This window comes from Streptococcus hillyeri (assembly GCF_003686955.1).
Lineage (GTDB): Bacteria > Bacillota > Bacilli > Lactobacillales > Streptococcaceae > Streptococcus > Streptococcus hillyeri.
Window position 1 is genome coordinate 22,312 of record NZ_RCVM01000017.1, and the last position, 18,879, is coordinate 41,190.

Annotated in this window: 19 protein-coding genes and 1 pseudogene; all 20 read left to right on the top strand. The window is 42.2% G+C overall.

The features are described 5' to 3' along the window. The first annotated feature begins 3 nt into the window (after positions 1 to 3). Positions 4 to 1,734 carry a terminase large subunit gene (locus EAF07_RS08180; RefSeq protein ID WP_121836096.1) on the top strand — a complete coding sequence of 577 codons (1,731 nt, stop codon included), beginning with the start codon at positions 4 to 6 and terminating at the stop codon, positions 1,732 to 1,734. Between the two features lie 21 nt (positions 1,735 to 1,755). Further along, positions 1,756 to 2,958 carry a phage portal protein gene (locus EAF07_RS08185; RefSeq protein WP_121836076.1) on the top strand — a complete coding sequence of 401 codons (1,203 nt, stop codon included), beginning with the start codon at positions 1,756 to 1,758 and terminating at the stop codon, positions 2,956 to 2,958. After that, positions 2,945 to 3,523, top strand: a complete 579-nt coding sequence (locus tag EAF07_RS08190) for an HK97 family phage prohead protease (RefSeq protein ID WP_121836077.1) — start codon at positions 2,945 to 2,947, stop codon at positions 3,521 to 3,523. The genes EAF07_RS08185 and EAF07_RS08190 overlap by 14 nt, the downstream gene beginning before the upstream one ends. Continuing rightward, the gene (locus EAF07_RS08195) at positions 3,520 to 4,677 is read left to right on the top strand and encodes a phage major capsid protein (protein ID WP_121836078.1); all 1,158 of its coding nucleotides are present in this window, start codon (positions 3,520 to 3,522) and stop codon (positions 4,675 to 4,677) included. Before EAF07_RS08190 ends, EAF07_RS08195 begins: the two co-directional genes overlap by 4 nt. An 11-nt stretch (positions 4,678 to 4,688) precedes the next feature. Further along, a complete protein-coding gene (locus tag EAF07_RS08200; RefSeq protein ID WP_121836079.1) occupies positions 4,689 to 4,997 on the top strand; it encodes a hypothetical protein in 309 nt (102 codons plus the stop codon). Positions 4,998 to 4,999: 2 nt separating this feature from the next. After that, complete coding sequence (locus EAF07_RS08205; protein WP_121836080.1) at positions 5,000 to 5,281, top strand: phage head-tail connector protein; 282 nt, start codon at positions 5,000 to 5,002, stop codon at positions 5,279 to 5,281. Beyond that, positions 5,268 to 5,567 carry a phage head closure protein gene (locus EAF07_RS08210; protein ID WP_121836081.1) on the top strand — a complete coding sequence of 100 codons (300 nt, stop codon included), beginning with the start codon at positions 5,268 to 5,270 and terminating at the stop codon, positions 5,565 to 5,567. Before EAF07_RS08205 ends, EAF07_RS08210 begins: the two co-directional genes overlap by 14 nt. Further along, positions 5,564 to 5,911 carry an HK97 gp10 family phage protein gene (locus tag EAF07_RS08215; protein WP_121836082.1) on the top strand — a complete coding sequence of 116 codons (348 nt, stop codon included), beginning with the start codon at positions 5,564 to 5,566 and terminating at the stop codon, positions 5,909 to 5,911. The genes EAF07_RS08210 and EAF07_RS08215 overlap by 4 nt, the downstream gene beginning before the upstream one ends. Then, positions 5,908 to 6,231, top strand: coding sequence for a hypothetical protein (locus EAF07_RS08220; RefSeq protein ID WP_121836083.1), 324 nt, complete (start codon positions 5,908 to 5,910; stop codon positions 6,229 to 6,231). The genes EAF07_RS08215 and EAF07_RS08220 overlap by 4 nt, the downstream gene beginning before the upstream one ends. A gap of 11 nt (positions 6,232 to 6,242) precedes the next feature. Then, positions 6,243 to 6,827: a major tail protein gene (locus EAF07_RS08225; protein WP_121836084.1), complete on the top strand. Its 585-nt coding sequence runs from the start codon at positions 6,243 to 6,245 to the stop codon at positions 6,825 to 6,827. Between the two features lie 11 nt (positions 6,828 to 6,838). Next, positions 6,839 to 7,258: a hypothetical protein gene (locus EAF07_RS08230; protein WP_121836085.1), complete on the top strand. Its 420-nt coding sequence runs from the start codon at positions 6,839 to 6,841 to the stop codon at positions 7,256 to 7,258. Between the two features lie 305 nt (positions 7,259 to 7,563). Continuing rightward, positions 7,564 to 10,584, top strand: coding sequence for a phage tail tape measure protein (locus EAF07_RS08235; protein WP_121836086.1), 3,021 nt, complete (start codon positions 7,564 to 7,566; stop codon positions 10,582 to 10,584). Then, positions 10,581 to 11,303 carry a phage tail protein gene (locus EAF07_RS08240; protein WP_121836087.1) on the top strand — a complete coding sequence of 241 codons (723 nt, stop codon included), beginning with the start codon at positions 10,581 to 10,583 and terminating at the stop codon, positions 11,301 to 11,303. The genes EAF07_RS08235 and EAF07_RS08240 overlap by 4 nt, the downstream gene beginning before the upstream one ends. Further along, positions 11,304 to 15,428 (top strand): phage tail spike protein, encoded by a 4,125-nt coding sequence (locus tag EAF07_RS10805; RefSeq protein ID WP_245962715.1) that lies wholly within the window; start codon positions 11,304 to 11,306, stop codon positions 15,426 to 15,428. Positions 15,429 to 15,437: 9 nt separating this feature from the next. Next, on the top strand, positions 15,438 to 15,650 hold the full coding sequence (locus EAF07_RS08255; RefSeq protein ID WP_121836088.1) for a hypothetical protein: 213 nt from the start codon (positions 15,438 to 15,440) through the stop codon (positions 15,648 to 15,650). A gap of 2 nt (positions 15,651 to 15,652) precedes the next feature. After that, positions 15,653 to 15,997 (top strand): hypothetical protein, encoded by a 345-nt coding sequence (locus EAF07_RS08260; RefSeq protein WP_121836089.1) that lies wholly within the window; start codon positions 15,653 to 15,655, stop codon positions 15,995 to 15,997. Positions 15,998 to 16,010: 13 nt separating this feature from the next. After that, positions 16,011 to 16,433: a hypothetical protein gene (locus EAF07_RS08265; RefSeq protein ID WP_121836090.1), complete on the top strand. Its 423-nt coding sequence runs from the start codon at positions 16,011 to 16,013 to the stop codon at positions 16,431 to 16,433. A gap of 1 nt (position 16,434) precedes the next feature. Beyond that, on the top strand, positions 16,435 to 16,767 hold the full coding sequence (locus tag EAF07_RS08270; protein ID WP_121836091.1) for a phage holin: 333 nt from the start codon (positions 16,435 to 16,437) through the stop codon (positions 16,765 to 16,767). Between the two features lie 2 nt (positions 16,768 to 16,769). Next, the gene (locus EAF07_RS10660) at positions 16,770 to 17,660 is read left to right on the top strand and encodes a GBS Bsp-like repeat-containing protein (RefSeq protein WP_183121683.1); all 891 of its coding nucleotides are present in this window, start codon (positions 16,770 to 16,772) and stop codon (positions 17,658 to 17,660) included. Between the two features lie 12 nt (positions 17,661 to 17,672). Beyond that, positions 17,673 to 18,032, top strand: a pseudogene (locus tag EAF07_RS08280) (GBS Bsp-like repeat-containing protein); the annotation flags it as partial. Between the last annotated feature and the right edge of the window lie 847 nt (positions 18,033 to 18,879).

Genomic DNA, 18,879 nt, shown 5'->3' on the forward strand with positions numbered 1-18,879 from the left:
GCTCTGACTAATCTTGGTAAAGCCAAGGCCTACGTTGACTATGTGATTAACTATCGAGAAGAGCACAATGAAGAACGTATTTTGGCCGCTGAACGCTTTCTGAGGGATTTGGAAAATCCAGCCTATGAACTTGATGAAGATATAGTTGATTTTGCTGTTCACTTCATCGAGAACTCTATAGTCCATCAGCAAGGAGACGACATGTTTGCCATGTCTATCCGTAACAAGCCTTTGATTTTGCAACCGTGGCAACATTTCACGGTTGTCAATCTCTTTGGGTTCTATCATGCTGGGACTAATGAGCGTAGGTTTAAAGAAGCCTTGATTATGTTGGCTCGTAAAAATGGGAAGACCAGCTTTACGGCTGCGATTGCTCTGCTTTATCAGATACTAGATTCTGACAGTGGTTCAAAATGCTACATTGTGGCAAATTCAGTCAAACAGGCACTTGAAGCTTTCAACTTCATCAAGTTCAATGTGGAACGTTGGAACGATAAGTCTATCCGTATCAAGGACAACAACCAGGAACACTCTATCACAGCTAATTTTGGAGATGATGGTTCGTTTTATATACAGGCCTTGGCCAATGATGAGAGCCGTCTGGACTCACTGAATGGTAATGTTACTGTTATTGACGAAGCTCACACCATGCGAAATTCCAAGAAGTATGGTCTCATGAAGAAAACAATGTCGGCATGCCGTAACAGTATGCTTTTTGTTATCTCTACAGCTGGGGATATTCCAACAGGATTCCTTGCTAACAGGCTGAAATACTGTCAGAAGGTCCTCAAGCAGTTAATCAGTGATGAATCGTTGTTCATTTTCATCTGCAAAGCTAATCAGACTACTGATGGCGATGTTGGAGACTATCTGGATGACAATGTTTTAAAAATGGCCAATCCGTCTTGGGGTGTCACGGTGTCCATGCCAGCCTTGAGGGCAGAAGCTGAGCAAGCTATGAACGATCCTCAGACAAGGAATGAGTTCTTCAACAAGACTTTGAATGTCTTTACTAACTCTATGAATGCCTATTTCAATCCTGATGAGTTTATCGCTAGTGATGATTGTTATGATTGGAGTTTGGAAGAGCTGGCACGTTTACCTATTAAGTGGTACTGTGGGGCGGACTTGTCCCGCTTGCATGACTTGACCGCTGCTGCACTCTACGGCATCTACAATGACGGTAAGAAAGACATTGATATCTGTATCACTCACGCTTTCTTCCCTCGTGTCAATGCTCAGAAGAAAGCCAATGATGACGGCATCCCACTTTTCGGGTGGCAGTCGGACGGTTGGTTGACAATGAGCAACACTCCAACGGTACTCTATGATGATATCGTGAAGTGGTTCATTGAGATGAGGCAGAAAGGCTTCAAGATTGCTGCTGTTGGTATGGATAGAAAGTTTGGCCGTGAGTTTTTGACCAAGATGAAAAAGGCTAAGTTCAAAATGATTGACCAGCCTCAGCTTTTCTATCTGAAATCAGAGGGATTCAGGCGGATTGAGTTCAAGGTTAAGAATAAAGAGTTCTATTACTTACATTCTGAGGCTTATGAATACTGTGTCAGCAATGTCAGAGCAATTGAAAAGGTGGATGACGCTGTGCAATATGAAAAATTAGATGGTGACGGTGGGACAGCAAGGATTGACTTGTTCGATGCCAGCGTTTTTGCTTGTATCCAGGCTCTTGCTCATCTTGGCAAGAACCAGAATGTGATGCAATTCTTTGATTAGTTTAGAAAGGAGGTGTGAAACATGGGATTTTTAGATAGACTACTAAGACGGAACAAGTCAAAGTCAACGGTCAACATGATAAGTCATGCTAATTTTGGTGTAATCTATGAGGGTGATAACTACATTCCATTGGCTCGGAATCCTGATGTGATTATGGCAGTCAATAAGATTGCTGACATGGTTTCCAATATGACCATTCACTTGATGGAAAACACTGAGGATGGTGATATTCGTGTCAAAGATGGTCTAGCTCGTAAGATTGATGTCAATCCTTGTCAGTACATGACAAGGAAGACATGGATTTTCAAGATTGTTCGTGACTTGTTGCTATATGGTGACGGTAATTCTGTTCTCCATGTGGAGTATGACCCTGTAACTGATTATATCCTGAACTTGAGACCTTTTCCGATGGGGGAGGTGTCGTTCAAATCCAACGATAAGACATACTTAATCAGTTACAAAGGCATTGACTATGAACCAGATGAGGTTGTTCACTTTGCTATCAATCCTGATCCTGATGCTCCATTCATTGGGACTGGGTTCAGGTTGGCCTTACAGGACATTGTCCGAAACTTAAACATGGCCACTCAGACCAAGAAAGGGTTCATGAGTGGTAAGAATATTCCTAGCTTGATTGTCAAGGTTGATTCATCAGATGCTGAGCTTGCAACTATGGAAGGCCGTGACAAGATTGCTAAGAAATACTTAGAGACCAGTCAGGCTGGTGCTCCTTGGATTGTTCCTGATGCCTTGATTGATGTGCAACAGGTCAAACCACTGAGCCTGAATGATATTGCTTTGAATGAGTCTGTGGAAATTGACAAAAAGACAGTAGCTGGACTTTTAGGAGTACCAGCTTTTGTTTTGGGGGTTGGAGACTTCAACAAGGTTGAATACAACAACTTTGTCAATACTACAATCATGAGCATAGCTATCACTATTACTCAGACTCTGACAAGGGATTTGCTTGTTTCAAGTAATCGTTACTTCAAATTCAATCCACGTTCTCTTTATTCATACGACATCACAGAACTGTCTTCAGTTGCTAAGCAGATGACTGACAGCGCTGCTATGCGTAGGAATGAGTGGCGTGATTGGATGGGAATGGCTCCTGATCCTGAAATGGATGCAATCATTGTTCTTGAAAACTATCTGCCACAAGGTGAGTTAGGCAATCAGAGCAAACTAATCAAGGAAGGAGGTAAAACTGATGAAGAAACGTAAGGCTTATATGACCACTCAATTTCAAACCAGAGAAGAACAAGAATCTGGTGATTTGATATTGAGTGGCTACTTCATTAAGTTTGATGAGGAAACTGAGCTTTGGCCTGGTTATTTTGAGGTTATCAAGCGTGAGGGTGTTGAAAAAGCTATCCAGAGCGCTGATATTCGTGCCTTGTTTAATCATGACCACAGCTTGGTTCTTGGACGAACTGGAAATGAAACTGTGACATTGGGGGTTGATGATGTTGGTCTCTTTGGGGATATCGTCATCAATAAGAATGACCCTCAAGCTGTCGGTGTTTATGCTCGTGTTCAACGTGGTGATGTGATTGGTTGTAGCTTTGGATTCATGCCTATCAAAATCAATACAGAAGAGCGTGATGACGGTTCTTACTTGGACACTATTCTTGAATTAGAAATCTTTGAAGTGAGTCCATGTACTTTCCCAGCATATCCACAGACTGAAATTGCTGCACGTCAAAAAGACTTTGAAAGTCAACAGCGTGCTAATCGTGAAGCGCTTGATAAGCGTAAAAAAGAGATTAAGGAGAAATTTAAGCTATGAATAAGGCTCTAATTTTTGGCGCTCGTATGCGAGCTAAGGCTACTAAAGTAGTTGAACTTGAAGAGTCCATTGAGGACTTGAACAAACGCTCTGCTACTGAAGCAGAGAAACTTGAACGTGCTGAAACTGAGGAAGAAGTGTCAGCAGTTGAAAAATCTCTGGAAGAAATCCAGAAGGAACTTGAAGAAAAAGAAGCTGAAAAAGCTGAGCTAGAAAAAGAAATTGAAGACCTTCAGAAACAGATTGATGAGCAAAACAGCAAATCGCCTGGGACTGGAGAGCGTGGGGGAAAGCAAAAAATGGAAAAACGTGAAGCCGTTGTCGCTTATATCCGTTCTATGGGACAGAAGCGCGAAGGGGTTAAGACTACTGATGTAGGAGCTATTATTCCTGAAGAAGTATTAAACCCACAAAAAGAACCTGAACGTCAGAATCCATTACTTAACCTTATTCGTGTGGTTAAAGTAAAAACTGGTTCAGGCTCATATCCTGTTATCAAGAAATCTAAGCGTAAAATGATTGAAGTTGGAGAACTTGAAGAAAATCCAGAACTTGGAAAATCTAAAATTGAGGAAGTTGATTTTAAAATCAAGACTTACCGTGGCGAACTTCCAATTTCTCGTGAATCTATTGATGATGCACAGTATGATCTAATCGGTATCATGCAAGATGATGTTCAAGACCAAGACGAACAAACCCAACTGGCACTTGTTGCAGATATCTTGAAGACAGCTACAGTTGTCAACGCTTCTGGATATGATGGACTCAAAGACATCCTGAATGTAAAAATTCCATCAATCTATAAAAAATCTCTTGTTGTAACAGACTCAATGTTCAATGCTTTGGATAAAGTCAAAGATAAAGAAGGCCGCTACATGTTGCAACCTGACATCACTTCACCTACTGGATATTCATTCTCTGGTAATACTATCTATAAAGTCGATGATGAGTTGCTTGGATCAGATGGTGAGATGAAATACTTCATCGGTGATGTTGAATACTTCTTGGTGTTGTTTAACCGTATGGAACTCTCTGTTCAGTGGGAAGACAACCATCGTTATGGTAAGAATCTTGCTTCATACTTACGTTTTGACGTTAAGAAAACTGATGGCGATGCTGGTGTGTTTGGTACATACACTGATGCAGTTTTGTAAGGAGGTAGTCAATGGGTTACAAAGTTATTCGTCCATTCAAGGACTTAAACGATCCAGAAAAACACGACTATGTGGCAGGCGATGTCTTTCCTCGTGAGGGACATGAGCCGTCTGAGAATTTTACTAAGGGCTTGCTGACTGGAAATAATTCAGCTGGGTCAATCTTCTTGATTGTTGGTGATGATACAAAGGAGACTGAAACTCTCGTTGAAGAGGAAACTGGCACTGAGGAGGTGCCAGAGAGTGCTGATGAGGAAACTCCAGTTGAAGAAGCTGAAAAACCAAAACGCAAACGTACCACTAAGAAAGCTGAGGCCTAAACATGGATGAGGGTCAGCTTTTAGAATTGCTTAAACTCAAGTTAGGGATTTCCACTGACTTGAGGGACAAGCCACTAAAGAAAATTATTTCAAGTGTCATCACTGAACTGACTGAGAATCTTGGTGTGGACTTGGTTTCTGATCGTGCTGACCATGAAATGTTTGTGGTTGATTTTGCTGCTTATCGCTATGAAGGTGGTGTGGATATGCCACGTCATCTTCAGTGGCGCTTGCATAATTTACAAGTTTCATCGAAAGGAAAAGTCAGCGATGTGGAACAATGAGATCACACTGATAGCTAAGAAAATCACTGGTCAAGATAAGCTGAAACAGAACATCACAGAGGACGTTAAGACTAAGCTGTTATGTCGTAAGCGGTCAATTACCAGGTCAGAGTTTTATCAGGCTAATCAGGCTGGTATTCGTCCAAGTCTAGTTGTTGATATCCATAGCTTTGAATATGAGAATCAGGAACTAGCAGAGTTTGACGGTAAAAGATACCGCATCCTCAAGACCTATCCTGTTGACATTGAAACTATTGAATTGACCTTGACGGAGAAATTATCATGAGTAATGATTTAGCCAGTCTGATTGCTAAAGAGTTGGCCAATTACTCAAAGGAAATTGAAGAGGAAGTTGATAAGATAGCTGAGGATGTTGCTGAAGAGACCGTCCAAGAATTAAAAGAAAATAGTCCTAAGAGGTATGGTAAGTATCGTAGGAGCTGGCGCAAGAAGAAACTGGGAACAGGGTCTTATGTGGTTTACAACGTTGTTGCCAGCCTTACTCACTTGCTGGAAAAAGGGCATTTGTCAAGGAACGGTGGACGTGTTGCTGGTATCGTGCATATCAAGCCAGCTGAAGAAAATGCTATTGAGACTTTCCAAAAAAGAATCAAGGAGCTTGGCCGATGAAACTATCAGAGTTTGCAGAAATTTTGGAACAGGCTGGATTGCCTGTTACTTACCACGCTTATCAGGAGGGAAATGTTCCTGATTTGCCTTATCTAGTTTATTTTGAATCCAATCCTATTGTCAGTGCTGCTGACAACACTGTAAATCATCAGATTAAGTCAGTTGTTGTTGAATTGGCCTTTGAGAAAAAGGATGAAGATTCAGAGGAGCGCTTAGAAGAGCTATGGTCAAGCCATGAGCTCTTTTTTGAAGCTCAAGAAGAAACGTTTATCGAGACTGAAAGGCTATATGTCAAGCCTTACACAGTCTATCTTTACTAAGGAGGAATGACATGCAGAAAACCGAAAACAAAGTGACCTTTGGTTTGAAAAATGTGCACGTTGCACCAGTAAAATCACTTGCACTTGATACAGGTGTTATCACTTATGATGAAATCTTTCGATTTCCTGGTGCTATGGAATTGACTCTTGACCCTAAAGGGGAATCAGGTTCAATTGATGCGGATGATATTGCTTATCACTTCATGAACTCAAATGAAGGGTATGACGGAAAATTGAAGATCCCTCATATCATTGAAACATTTGCTACTAAAATCCTTGGAGAACTCAAAGATCCTGAGACTGGGGTCATGACTGAAAAGGGCGATGCTGAACCAACTGCCTTTGCTATCATGTTTGAATTCTCTGGGGATAAGAACAAGACACGTCATGTTCTTTACTACTGTTCAGTAAGCCGTCCATCAAATGGTTCAGCAACTAAGAAGGGTATCACAGTCAATAAGCGTGAGCTTGCCTTCAGCGCTAGCCCACGTCCGCTTGATTCAGTTGTTAAACGTTCCATTACTTCAGCTGACAGTAAGGAAGTTTATGACAACTGGTTCAAGAAAGTTTATGAGCCAACTGCTGTTGGTATTTAAAGGGGGATTACATGCGTAAAATCATTCCAATTGGTGATCAGGAATATGAGTTGGCCACAAATGGCTATACTCCTATTGCTTACAAAGAAGAGTTTGGCAAGGACTATTTTCAAGACTTATTCGCTATGTTGAACAGTCAGTCACTTATGGCTGAACTGGACAAGCTAGAGCCTGGTCAAGAATTGCAAGCCAGCAATATTGACATGTCTGTTCTTGCTGACTTTGACATGACTTTCTTCAATCGTCTTTTCTGGACGTTTGCTAAGTCTGCCAATCCTCGTATCAAGCCTTATGCTCAATTCTTCATGGAAATGGAAGAGTTCCCTGTTCAGGAAATTAGTCAGGACTTGATGGAAATGTTGAATGCGAGTATGCAGACAAAAAAGAACCAGACACGACAGAATCTGCAAGCGATGAAATCTTTACAGTAGAATCCTACCTCTCTTGTTGTAAGGAAACAGGGCTATCCATCGATGATTTGAAACACATTTCAATCGGAATGGCTCTGGATTATCAGACCGATTATGTGAATTTACGCAGTGAGGACAAGGGTGGTGAACGGAAAGCCACTCAAGCAGATTTTGACAGTTTTTAAAGAAAAAGCAGTGCTGAGAGATGGATTCTAAGCTCAAGTTTCTTGATATTACTGGGTCTTGGTCAAAGAGACCATCAGAAAGGCATTGCTTTTTTAGTTGTGGTGGGAGGGTAGGCGATTGTCGAAGAAAGGAGGAAATGAATGGCGAGTAATATCAAAGGAATTAAGATTGAGATTGATGGCGACACCAAACCCTTACAGAAGGCGCTGAAAGATGTCAATAAGAATGCCACTGAAGCAACTAAAGAGCTGAGACAGATTGACAAGGCCTTGAAATTTGATTCAGGGAATGTCACATTACTGACTCAGAAGCAACAGGTCTTACAACAGCAAGTGTCCAATACCAGGGAAAAACTTGAGACATTGGTTAAGGCTCAGGAACAGGTTGAACAGCAGTTTAAAAATGGCGACATTGGAGCTGATCAGTACCGTGCTTTTCAACGTGAAGTGGAAACTACTCAGAATGTTCTTAAAGGTTATGAAAATAAACTTGAGAATGTTAACAAGGCTCTGGCAAATAATGGCAATGCTACTGATAACAATGTCATTAAGCTTGACAAACTACAGTCTGAACAGAATCAGCTAGGTTCTGAAATGGATAAAGTAACCAGTGCTTTTAAATTGCAAGAAAGCGAACTTGGGCAAAATGCAACTGCTTCTGAAAAACTAGCACTAGCTCAGAAAAAGGTTGCTGCACAGTCAGAAATTGTTGAAAAACAAGTGTCTAACCTTGAACAGCAATTAGAATTGGCTAAAAAAGAATATGGTGAGAACTCTACTGAAGCTAACAAACTAGAGAAATCCTTGAACGAAACCAAGGCAGCATTCAATGGGTTGCAGTCGGAAATGAATGGGATGACTGGTGCTAGCTCTAGCGTTAAGTCAGACTTATCAGAAACCAATCAATTACTCAAAGCCGACTTGCTCATGGACTTTAGTGATAAGCTCAGTCAAGTTAGTGACAAGTTGATAGAGCTTGGGCAGAATGCACTGGAAGCCTTCCGAGAAGTCGATGCTGGGATGGACACTATCATCACAAAGACAGGATCTACAGGTCAAGCTCTTGATGAGATGATAGGAATAGCCGAGAACGTAGCAACGTCCATTCCTACGGACTTTGAAACTGCAGGCAGTGCTGTTGGTGAGGTCAATACCCAGTTTGGTTTGATGGGGGATGCTCTTCAGTTGACCGCTGAAGATATGATAAAGTTCGCAGAAATCAATGGCTCCGACGTTACGAATAGCACTATCAATTCCAAAAGAGCTTTGGAGGCATACGGTCTATCTGTAGATTGGCTGAGCGATGTCCTGGATTCTACAACGTATGTTGCTCAGCTGACAGGAGTATCAGTTGATGACTTGATGAAGAAAGCGACTGATGGGGCGCCTCAAATCAAAGCTCTTGGGCTGGAATTTGATGAAGGTGTGGCTCTTATCGGACAATTTGAGCAAGCTGGTGTGGACTCATCTGCTGCATTGGGTACTTTATCAAAGGCCGCAGTTAACTATGCCAAAGACGGCAAGACCATGAAAGAGGGACTTGCTGAAACCATCGATAAAATCAAATCCAGTACATCCGAAACAGATGCTCTTACAATAGCAGCCGAAGTGTTTGGTACGAAAGCGGCACCTAGAATGGTTGATGCCATTAAGCGTGGAGCTTTTTCTTTTGAAAACTTGGCAGGAACTGCTGAGAATGCAGCTGGAGTTGTCAGTACGACGTATGAAGCAACGTTAGATCCGATAGATAGATTCACCACAGCTCAGAATGAAGCGAAACTGGCCATGGCTGATATTGGGAACGCTATATCAGAAGTGTTAGCTCCAATCATGGAAGTGTTAGTTGATGTATTGAAGAGCGTGGTTGAATGGTTTAATGGGTTAGATAGCCCTGTGAGAAACTTCATTGTTATCATTGGTCTAGTTTTAGCAGCTGCTGGAACGTTACTCCCAATCATTATTGGGCTAGCCGTCGGGTTCTCTACGTTATTACCATCAATTATGGGAGTTGTCACAGCTATGGCTCCAATTGTCGGGACAGTCCTAGGAGTTATAGCTGTAATAGGTCTTTTAGTTGCAGCAATAGTTTATCTATGGCAAAACAATGAAGGTTTCAGAACTGCTGTTACAGAGATATGGAATGCCATTATGTCTGTCATCAATACGATTGTTCAGCAAATATCTGATTTTGTGATGTCTATTTGGGGGACTTTGTCTACCTGGTGGGCAGAGAATCAGGAATTGATTCGAGCAACCGCTGAGACAATTTGGAATGCCATTCAATCCGTTATTCAGACTGTCATGAGCATACTTGGTCCGCTTATTGAAGCTAGTTGGAACAACATTCAATTGGTCATCTCAACAGTTTGGGAAGTTATCAAGACGGTTGTTGAAACGGCCATTAACGTTGTCCTGGGCATTATCACAGCAGTCATGCAGATCATCAACGGAAACTGGTCTGGTGCTTGGGAAACGATAAAGGGAGTATTCTCAACTGTCTGGAATGGTATTCAGAGCATTGTTCAAACAATCCTATCCGCTATTCAATCTTATATCGGAAATGTGATGAGTGGTATATCTGGAACGATTTCAAACATTTGGAATTCTATCTCAGGAACCGTCAGCAACATCCTCAATGGGATATCAAACACGGTTTCAAACATCTGGAATGGCATAAAGAATAGTATTTCTAATGCTATCAATGGCGCCAAAGATGCAGTCTCGAATGCTATCAATGCCATCAAGGGTCTGTTCAACTTTCAAATTCGTTGGCCACACATTCCACTGCCACACTTTTCTATCTCTGGGTCAGCCAACCCACTTGACTGGCTGAAAGGTGGAGTGCCTAAAATTGGCATCGAATGGTATGCCAAGGGTGGTATTTTGACTAAGCCGACAGCATTTGGTATGAACGGTAACAATCTTATGGTTGGTGGTGAGGCAGGTAATGAAGCTATCTTACCACTTAATGATAAGACACTCGGAGCAATTGGCCGTGGTATTGCTCAGACAATGGGAGGCAGTACACCAACCATTAACATCACCATCACAGGCAATGTTGTCCGTGAGGAAGCTGATATCACCAAGATTGCTAATCAAGTTGCTCAGCGTATCGCTGATGAGCTACAACGTAAAACACAACTGAAAGGAGGGCTAGCATGATTAAACATAATGAGTTAGTTATTGACGGTGTGAAAACATCGTCTTTTCCATTTAAGGTAATTGTTCATGACTCTCCTTCTGTGACGTTGGGGGATAGTAAGACAAATCTTTTGGAACATGATGGCATTAGTGGGGCGATTGTTCAAACCAACAAGCACCGTGAATTTGTCAAGAAGGCCTACACCATCTATCTAGTCAAGCCTACTGAAGAACAGCTCAATCAATTCATGAGCCTTTTCATTCGTGAGAAGTTTTGGTTGGAGAATGAGCGTGTGAAGACTACAAGGCTCTGGTGCTACAAGGCAAGCGCCACTGATGCGGAACAAGAGAAACCTGGTCTTTACGTGACCAAGGTAACCTTTACTTGCCACCCCACCAAGTTTTTCAAAACCACTGATACCCAGACATTGACTGGGAATGGGGTCTTGAGGGTGCAAGGGTCAGCTCTTGCTTTTCCAAAAATTACAGTGGTGGGTCAGAGTGCCTCTGAGACATCGTTTACGATAGATAACCAAGTGATACGACTTGAAAAGCTTTCGGAATCGCTGGTAATGGTCAATGATCCTAATAATCCTAGCTTTAAAACAGCTAGTGGTAAGCTCATTAAGTGGAGCGGTGATTTTATCACAGTTGATGCAAGCAAGGGTCAGCCAATTGGGGTTGTACTTGGTCCAGGTATTACATCGTTAAAATTTGAAATTGTTTGGGGGTGGGCATAATTGCTTTTTTTACTTGATAAAGACGTTAAGACGGTCAAATGGAATGGCATACCGTTACATGAGGCTAGCTCTGCCATTGTCAAAGAAGAAACCAATGGAGACTTTATGCTCACGGTTCGCTATCCGATTACCGACTCAGGCATTTATCAACTTATCCAAGAAGATATGCTGATTAAGGCTCCAACACCTGTCTTAGGTGCTCAGCTTTTTCGCATTAAAAAACCTGTCGAAAACGACGACAGTATGGACATCACAGCCTATCATATTACTGATGATGTCATGCAGCGGTCAATTAAGCCTGTCTCTGTGGTTGGACAAGGCTGTGCTATGGCCTTATCTCAGATGGTGCAAAATGCAAAGACTGGTTTGGGAGATTTTTCCTTTACTAGCGATATCACGGACAACAGGACCTTTAACACTGACGAAGCAAAAACGCTCTACTCTGTCCTTATGGATGGAAAGCACAGCATTGTTGGAACGTGGGAGGGTGAGCTTGTCCGTGATAACTTTGCTCTATCTATCAAGCGTAGTCGTGGTGCTGACCGTGGAGTTGTCATCACGACACACAAAAACCTCAAGTCCTATCAGCGTACCAAAAACTCTCAAGGTGTTGTGACTAGGATTCATGCACGGTCAACTTTTAAAGCTGAGGGAGCTGAAGAAGATACAGTTTTGACTGTAACGGTAGATAGTCCACTTATCGGAAATTATCCTTACATCAATGAAAAAGAGTATCAGAACAATGACCTAAAGACCGTTGAGGAATTAAAGAAATGGGCTGAAGCTAAATTCAAACATGAAGATGTTGACAAGGTTTCGGACGCTATCGAGATTGAAGCCTATGAGCTTGACGGGCAAGTAGTCCATCTGGGCGATACAGTCAACCTCAAAAGCAGAAAACATAATGCTGACCTCTACAAGAAGGCTATTGCTTATGAGTTCAACGCTCTGACAGAAGAGTACATTTTTATTACCTTTGACGACAAACCAGGGGTTGGAGGCTCTGGGGTGTCCAGTGGCTTGTCTAATGCTGCTGATGCAATACTTGGAGCGAGTGCCTCAGTTCAGGATGTTGCTGTCGAGCGTGCCGTAAAAAATGCTAACGCTGCTTTTGACGCTGAGTTTAACAAGCGCGTCGAAGCAATTAATGATGATATCGAAAAAGCTAAGGCTGACGCTGAGGTTTATGCGGATACTATCCGTCAGGACATCTCGCAAGAATTTGACACTTTTGAACGCGAGTATCAAGCTAACAAAGCAGCACAAGAGCAACAAGTCTCTGACATCCGTGCACAAGCGACTGACGCTAAAACGATAGCCCAGCAAGCGCAACAAATTGGCACGCAAGCAAAAGTGGACGCTATCGCAGAGGCAATTAGACTGATTGCATCAGCTAGACAGTCTTTAGATGGACAACTCGCTCAACAGGCGCAACAATTGCTTACACAAGCTAGCGCACAAGAGCAATTGACACGCAGGACATCTGCGGTAGAACAGCTAGCCAATAGCACAAAAACGACGCTCACAGAGCTATCTAAGACAGTCAATGATCAGACTGGGCAGATTGTTAATGTGAGCGAGCGGACTAAGGTCGTAGAGGATGGTATAGCTGGACTGACGACGAGGTATGAAAATTTTTCAATTGGAACAAACAATCTTATTCCGAGCTCGCGGACGATGTCTGGCAATGGTTGGTATACGGATGGTGCAACACTCGAAGATGTCACTGTTAGTGGTTATCCGTTTACCTTTAAACGTTGGACATCAGGAAATAAAAACAGCCCCATCATCGAAATTGATGTCAAGGCTAATATGACGTATACATTTACAGCTTATATTGCAAGAGAAAACGTTGGTCGATTGTACTTTTATTTGTACGATTTGCGGCATCATCACATCACAAGCACTACACCTCGCGAGACAATCATCGAAAACGTTGGACCGGAAATCCAGCGTTTTAAAATAACTTTTATACCAACGCGAAACGGTAAAATCAGACCACGGTTTGCCATGTTAGCAAGTGATGCAGGCTGGATGATGACTGGCGGATTTATGCTTGTACAAGGCGCAGTATCTGGAGATTACAGGGAGTCCGACTTAGATATCATTGCAGAGCAAGCTTTATACAAGCAAACAGTAGAGCAAAACCTTGCAGAGATATCACGTCAAACTCAGACAACTGCTGGAGATGTAAGTCAGTTAAAAACGTTTAGAGAGCAGACAGTAAGTCAGTTGAGAGACGTTGTAAGCGCTAGTCAATTTGACAGCCTAACTGGTCGTATGACACAACTTGAGACAGATATCACAACTCAAGCGGGTGAGCTTGCTAAACGACTGACTAGGACGCAGGTTGAGCAAGCTATAACAGACAGAGGCTATCAAACAAAATCACAGGTTGATAGCAACATTGCTGGTCGTGGCTATATCACAGCCTCTGCGTTGCAACCTTATGCAACAACAACGACTGTACAAAACCTTGTGACGGAAACTGCAGGCAGTTTTGAGCGTAAGATTACTGAGACAAAAGCACTGATACCAACGTCAACAAGCGTCAATCTCGTAGACGGGACAAAGGATTTTAGCGGGTCTCACTTTTTGATTGATGGCAATTGGGGACTAGACGGTCGTACTGTCGCAGGAGCGGATGTGTTGACTTGGCAAAGTGGTAACAAGGCATCGCCGACGCTAACCTGGCAAGTAGAATCTGGTAAAGAGTACATTTTTAGCGCATATGTCGCCAAACAAACAACGGGCACTGTCTACTTTTACTTATATAACGATGGTAGTGACAATATCACAAGTACAACCCGACGTAACCATCATATTGACGGTATTGGTACTGATTTTAAACGGTTTACATTGCACTTTGTCCCAACGCGCTCAGGCAAAATCAGAGCGAGATTTGCTATTATGGCTAGTGACGTCGGAGGTTTTAGCGTTGCAGGCTATCAATTACTTGAGGGTCGTCTTGAGCAACCGTGGGGTCCATCTGCAAAAGAGCTATCAGCAGTTACCGGATTTAACACGGTCAAAGACACCGTAGATGCTCACAAGCGCCTTATCGGTGACGGCTCAAGTATTTCCCAAGCTATTCAGTCCGCTAGTAAGTTTGAGCGGTCGATTGTGGCTGGTGGTGACATTTATCAAGCAATTGAGACGGCTAAGGGCTTAGTGCAGGAAGTCACTGGAGCGGATGGTCTTAAATCCCAAATGAGTCAACTCGCTGGCTCTTGGGCAGTTAAAAATCTGACTAGCGCTGGTACGGTGCTTAATCAAATCAACCTTTTAGCAAACGGTACTAATCGTATTGATGGAGGTCTGACACACATCACAGGACAAACGCTCATTGATAATGCCGTAATCAAGTCTGCGATGATTGATAAGCTAAAAACGGCTAATTTTGAGTCAGGGTCAGTTACTGCAGCAATTTTAGCCGCTAACTCGGTCACTGCTGACAAGCTCGTCGTTGATCAGGCTTTGTTTAACAAACTGATGGCCAACGAGGCTTACCTCAAACAGCTCTTTGCAAAAAATGCTTTTATCACGCAAGTGCAATCTGTTACTATGTCAGCTAATCAGATTTCAGGCGGTATACTCAAAGCTATTAACAATGCTATGCAAATCCAGTTAAACAATGGTCAAATCCTTTACTATACTGACCAGGCTGCACTTAAGCGGATTTTGAGTGGGTATCCTACCCAATTTGTAAAATTCGCTACTGGAACATCAAGTAGTAGGAGAGTAGGAGTTACTGTAATTGGGTCAAACAGAAATGGAACAGAGTCATCAAACGACGGCGGCTTTGTAGGAATTAGGGCTTGGAATGGCGCTCAGGATGATTCGATTGATGTTGTAGGTGATACGGTCAGACTGGCTAGCTCTGCTTATGAAGATTCGGATGGATGGGATATCAATACCTTGCCAGGGAAACTAGACATAGATGCTCACCGTACAAGTGACAGACCTAGTTCAAAACTGAACATCGGTGATGTTTATTTGTTCAGAACAGCCACAAACTATATTAGCTTGAAGGAGGTCCTACAGCAATTCAACACAAACTTTAAACACTTAGTCAACATCACCGGTCGTGGTGATGTTATCGAAACATGGAATACCATCAAATAGGAAGACAAAATGAACCAAGACCAACAGCTTAATCAAGCGTTACGCTTGACTGTAAATGATTTGACAGCGAAACTTGTCGAAGAATCAACGACTAAAAATTTGTTAGCTATCCAGCTGACAGAAGCACAAAAAAATATTAATTTGTTAAACCAACAAAAGGCAGAGTTAGAAGCTCTGCTTGATACACAAACACAACCAGACGAAACAGAAAAAGGAGAATAATCATGACACAAACAACAGAAAACACATTACTTGACATTAACGCTATCACTGAACCTTTTGACTTGGCGACTGCTTTGCATTACATGAAAGAAAACGGCGAGTTTATCCGCTGCAAAAACGCCAACAATGACTTTTACATGTATCGTGATGTGCAGAAACGTCCAGCAGTTGTTAAAGGTAAACGTCAACTGGTGGAAGTTGAGACAGTTTGGGCGTTTAATCCTTGGGGTGGAACAACGACTACTATCAACGTAGCAGACCTCTTTAACGAAGAATTTTATATCATGAAATTTGATGAAAATGGAAATCCTGACTGGACTGACCCAACCGAAAAAGTACAAGAGTAATGCGAGGTAGATAATGCCACAACAAGTTTTGGACATGGTAGGGGCGCTTGCTCCTACCATTGGTGTTATCGCCACAGGTGCCTTTGGTTATATGGCTTCTCGCTCAAATAACCTCAGCAAGAGTCAGTTTAACGAGATTAAAACTGGATTAGACGAGCAACGTGAGAGTATCAATCAGCTTAATGCAACAGCAGATAGCAACAATGAAGTACTAAAAAATGTGCAATCTAAGCTAGATTTGCACGACGAAGCTCATCTATCAACGATGTATCTCAGACTTGAGCGAGACATCAAACATGCTTTAGAGCGAGGCAATACGACATCGGAAGAGTACAAGCTCATTGGCCGAATGCACAAAAATTACAAAGCTCTTGGCGGTAACGGATATATTGATAAGCTTATAGAACAATACGAACAACTAAAAATGGAGGAGTAACATGACACAAATTACAGATATCATCATCAGCTCATTTTTGGGGATTTTGGCTATGTGGGTTGTAATTGCAGTGCAAGCTATCAAGGGCTATCTGATTAAAAAAGGCGGTGAAAAAGCTGTCAAGATTGCTGAAATTTTAGCGTGGAACGCAGTCAACGCTGTGGAGCAAGTTGCAGCAGAAACAGGCTACAAGGGAGCTGATAAGTTAGCGCATGCCAAAACTCAGATTTCATCAGAGCTACAAAAATACAATATTCACATGTCAGACGATGACCTAAATCTATTTATCGAGTCAGCTGTCAAACAAGCTAACGAGGCGTGGAAAGGAAACTAATCATGGTCAAAAAAATCAACGTATCACTACTAAACGCAGGTCGTATGTCAAAAATCGCTGGCGTTGTTATCCACAACGACGCTGGTAGCATGACTGCTGAGCAGTATGTTAACTGGCTTGGTCCTCGTGATAAAGCACTAGGCATCGCACACTACTATATTGATCGTAACTGTATCGCTCGTGTCGTTGACACCTTTAACGTGGCTTGGCATACTGGTCATGCGACTGGTAACGGTAGCTATATCGGCTATGAGGTATGTCAATCAATGTCTGCAAATGACGCCGAATTTTTAGCAAACGAGGACATGACCCTTATGCAAGCTGCGGAGGACCTCCTTTTTTACGGATTGCCAATTGACAGCAATACCGTCAAGCTACATCATGAGTTTGTTCCTACGAGCTGTCCGCACCGATCAATGGCTTTGCACGGCAACTCAACGGCAAGCGTTAAAGCGTACTTTATCCAGCGCATCAAGTACTTTGCCAGCTTTGGTAAAACTGTTGAGGCTATGATTGCAGCGCAGTCTAAGCCAAAGGCAGAGCTTAAACCAACCGCTCAAATTGCTATCAGCAGCATCAATCAAAAAACGCTCAGCTACGACGTTGTCATCAGTCAAATCAAAGCACCATCCGGTCTTAAAGAGGTGCTAGTGCCAACATGGACCTCTGATAAGGGTCAAGACGATTTGATTTGGCACAAGGCCACCAAGCAAGCAGATGGCTCTTATAAGTACACAGTTAAGGCAAGTGAGCACAAAAACGAAAAAGGTAAGTACATCTCACATGTTTACTTGGTATCATCAAGCGGTCAAAAATACTTTATCGGAGATAAGTATGTTGTCCTAGACCAGTCAACTAGCAAAGGGGCTATCTCAGTCGCAAAAGACTGGTAAAAAGGTGCCTTTACTGTCACGGTCACAAGCCTCTCCAACAGCAACGGCATTAAAGCTGTCAAATTGCCGACTTGGACCGAGGAAAACGGTCAAGATGACCTCAAGTGGTATGATGCTGCTAAGCAAACCGATGGCTCTTATAAACTCACTGTGCGAGCTAGTGACCACAAAGGCTCTTACAGCAAGTATCATGTGCATGGCTATATCGTCATGGACAACGGGCAACTTGACTTTTTTGTAGGCGTAGAAGTGGATTTTGCGAAGCACACTGAAGATGGGAAAGCGGAAGAGGTGCTTGTCGTAACAACATCAAAAGCTAACATCAAGAATGTTGTCGTCTCAGAAGAGGAATTTGCTAAATTAGCTAAATAAAAAAAGAAAGGACATCCTTTCAATAAGACAACTGCCCTCAGCAATTGCTGGGGGTTTTTTTATTTTGAGCGCAATAAAAAAAGACCATGTCCATAGTCGTTGAATTGTCTGGGGGATGTGTCCAAACCCTTGATTTTGTTGGTTCTTGATAATTTTGATATGGAAGGTTTATAAGTAATGTAAGCACCCGCCAAACACCCGTCAACTTGTTTTAGGTTTATGTGTTTTATTGTTGTTTTTATATCAAAAACTTGTTAATATCAATATATCAGAAATACAAAAGGAGAGAAAAAAGGGTGTTTTATCCCCTCCTCTCCTTATATCCCCTTGATTTATCAAGGTTTTGAGGGTGTTTGCCCACCATTTGCCAACGGATTTCAAATTTTATTGAAAATATCTTTGACCTTTAGGTCATTTTTTTGTTTTAATTTTTCAATTTAATGAGCTTATTCCTTGAATCTAGTGATAAGGTTGGGAGCTACTTTTTATACGTCAAAATTGAAGGTTGAAGTAGTTGGTTTATTGCTACACTTAGGATATGTTTTTATGAGACAAGCTCATTTTTCTAGTTGCTATTGATAGATGGCTGCTAATTAAGGTCCAATGGGATGAACAGTCCTTACTGGACGGTTTTGAATCATCTGTTGCATTAAATAGAGAAAATAAAATTGTGTGAGGTTTCGGAAGTCTCCCTGGCCTTATTTTTTTACTCTCATTCGCCACGACAAACGCATGAAATCTTCTATTTCCATTTTGCAAGTGTTGAAAGTTTTTTGCCCTAAAGCAATTGTTTTAAATACTTGTCAAAGGACAGACTTAGGGCATATTTCTTACGACGCAGACTCAT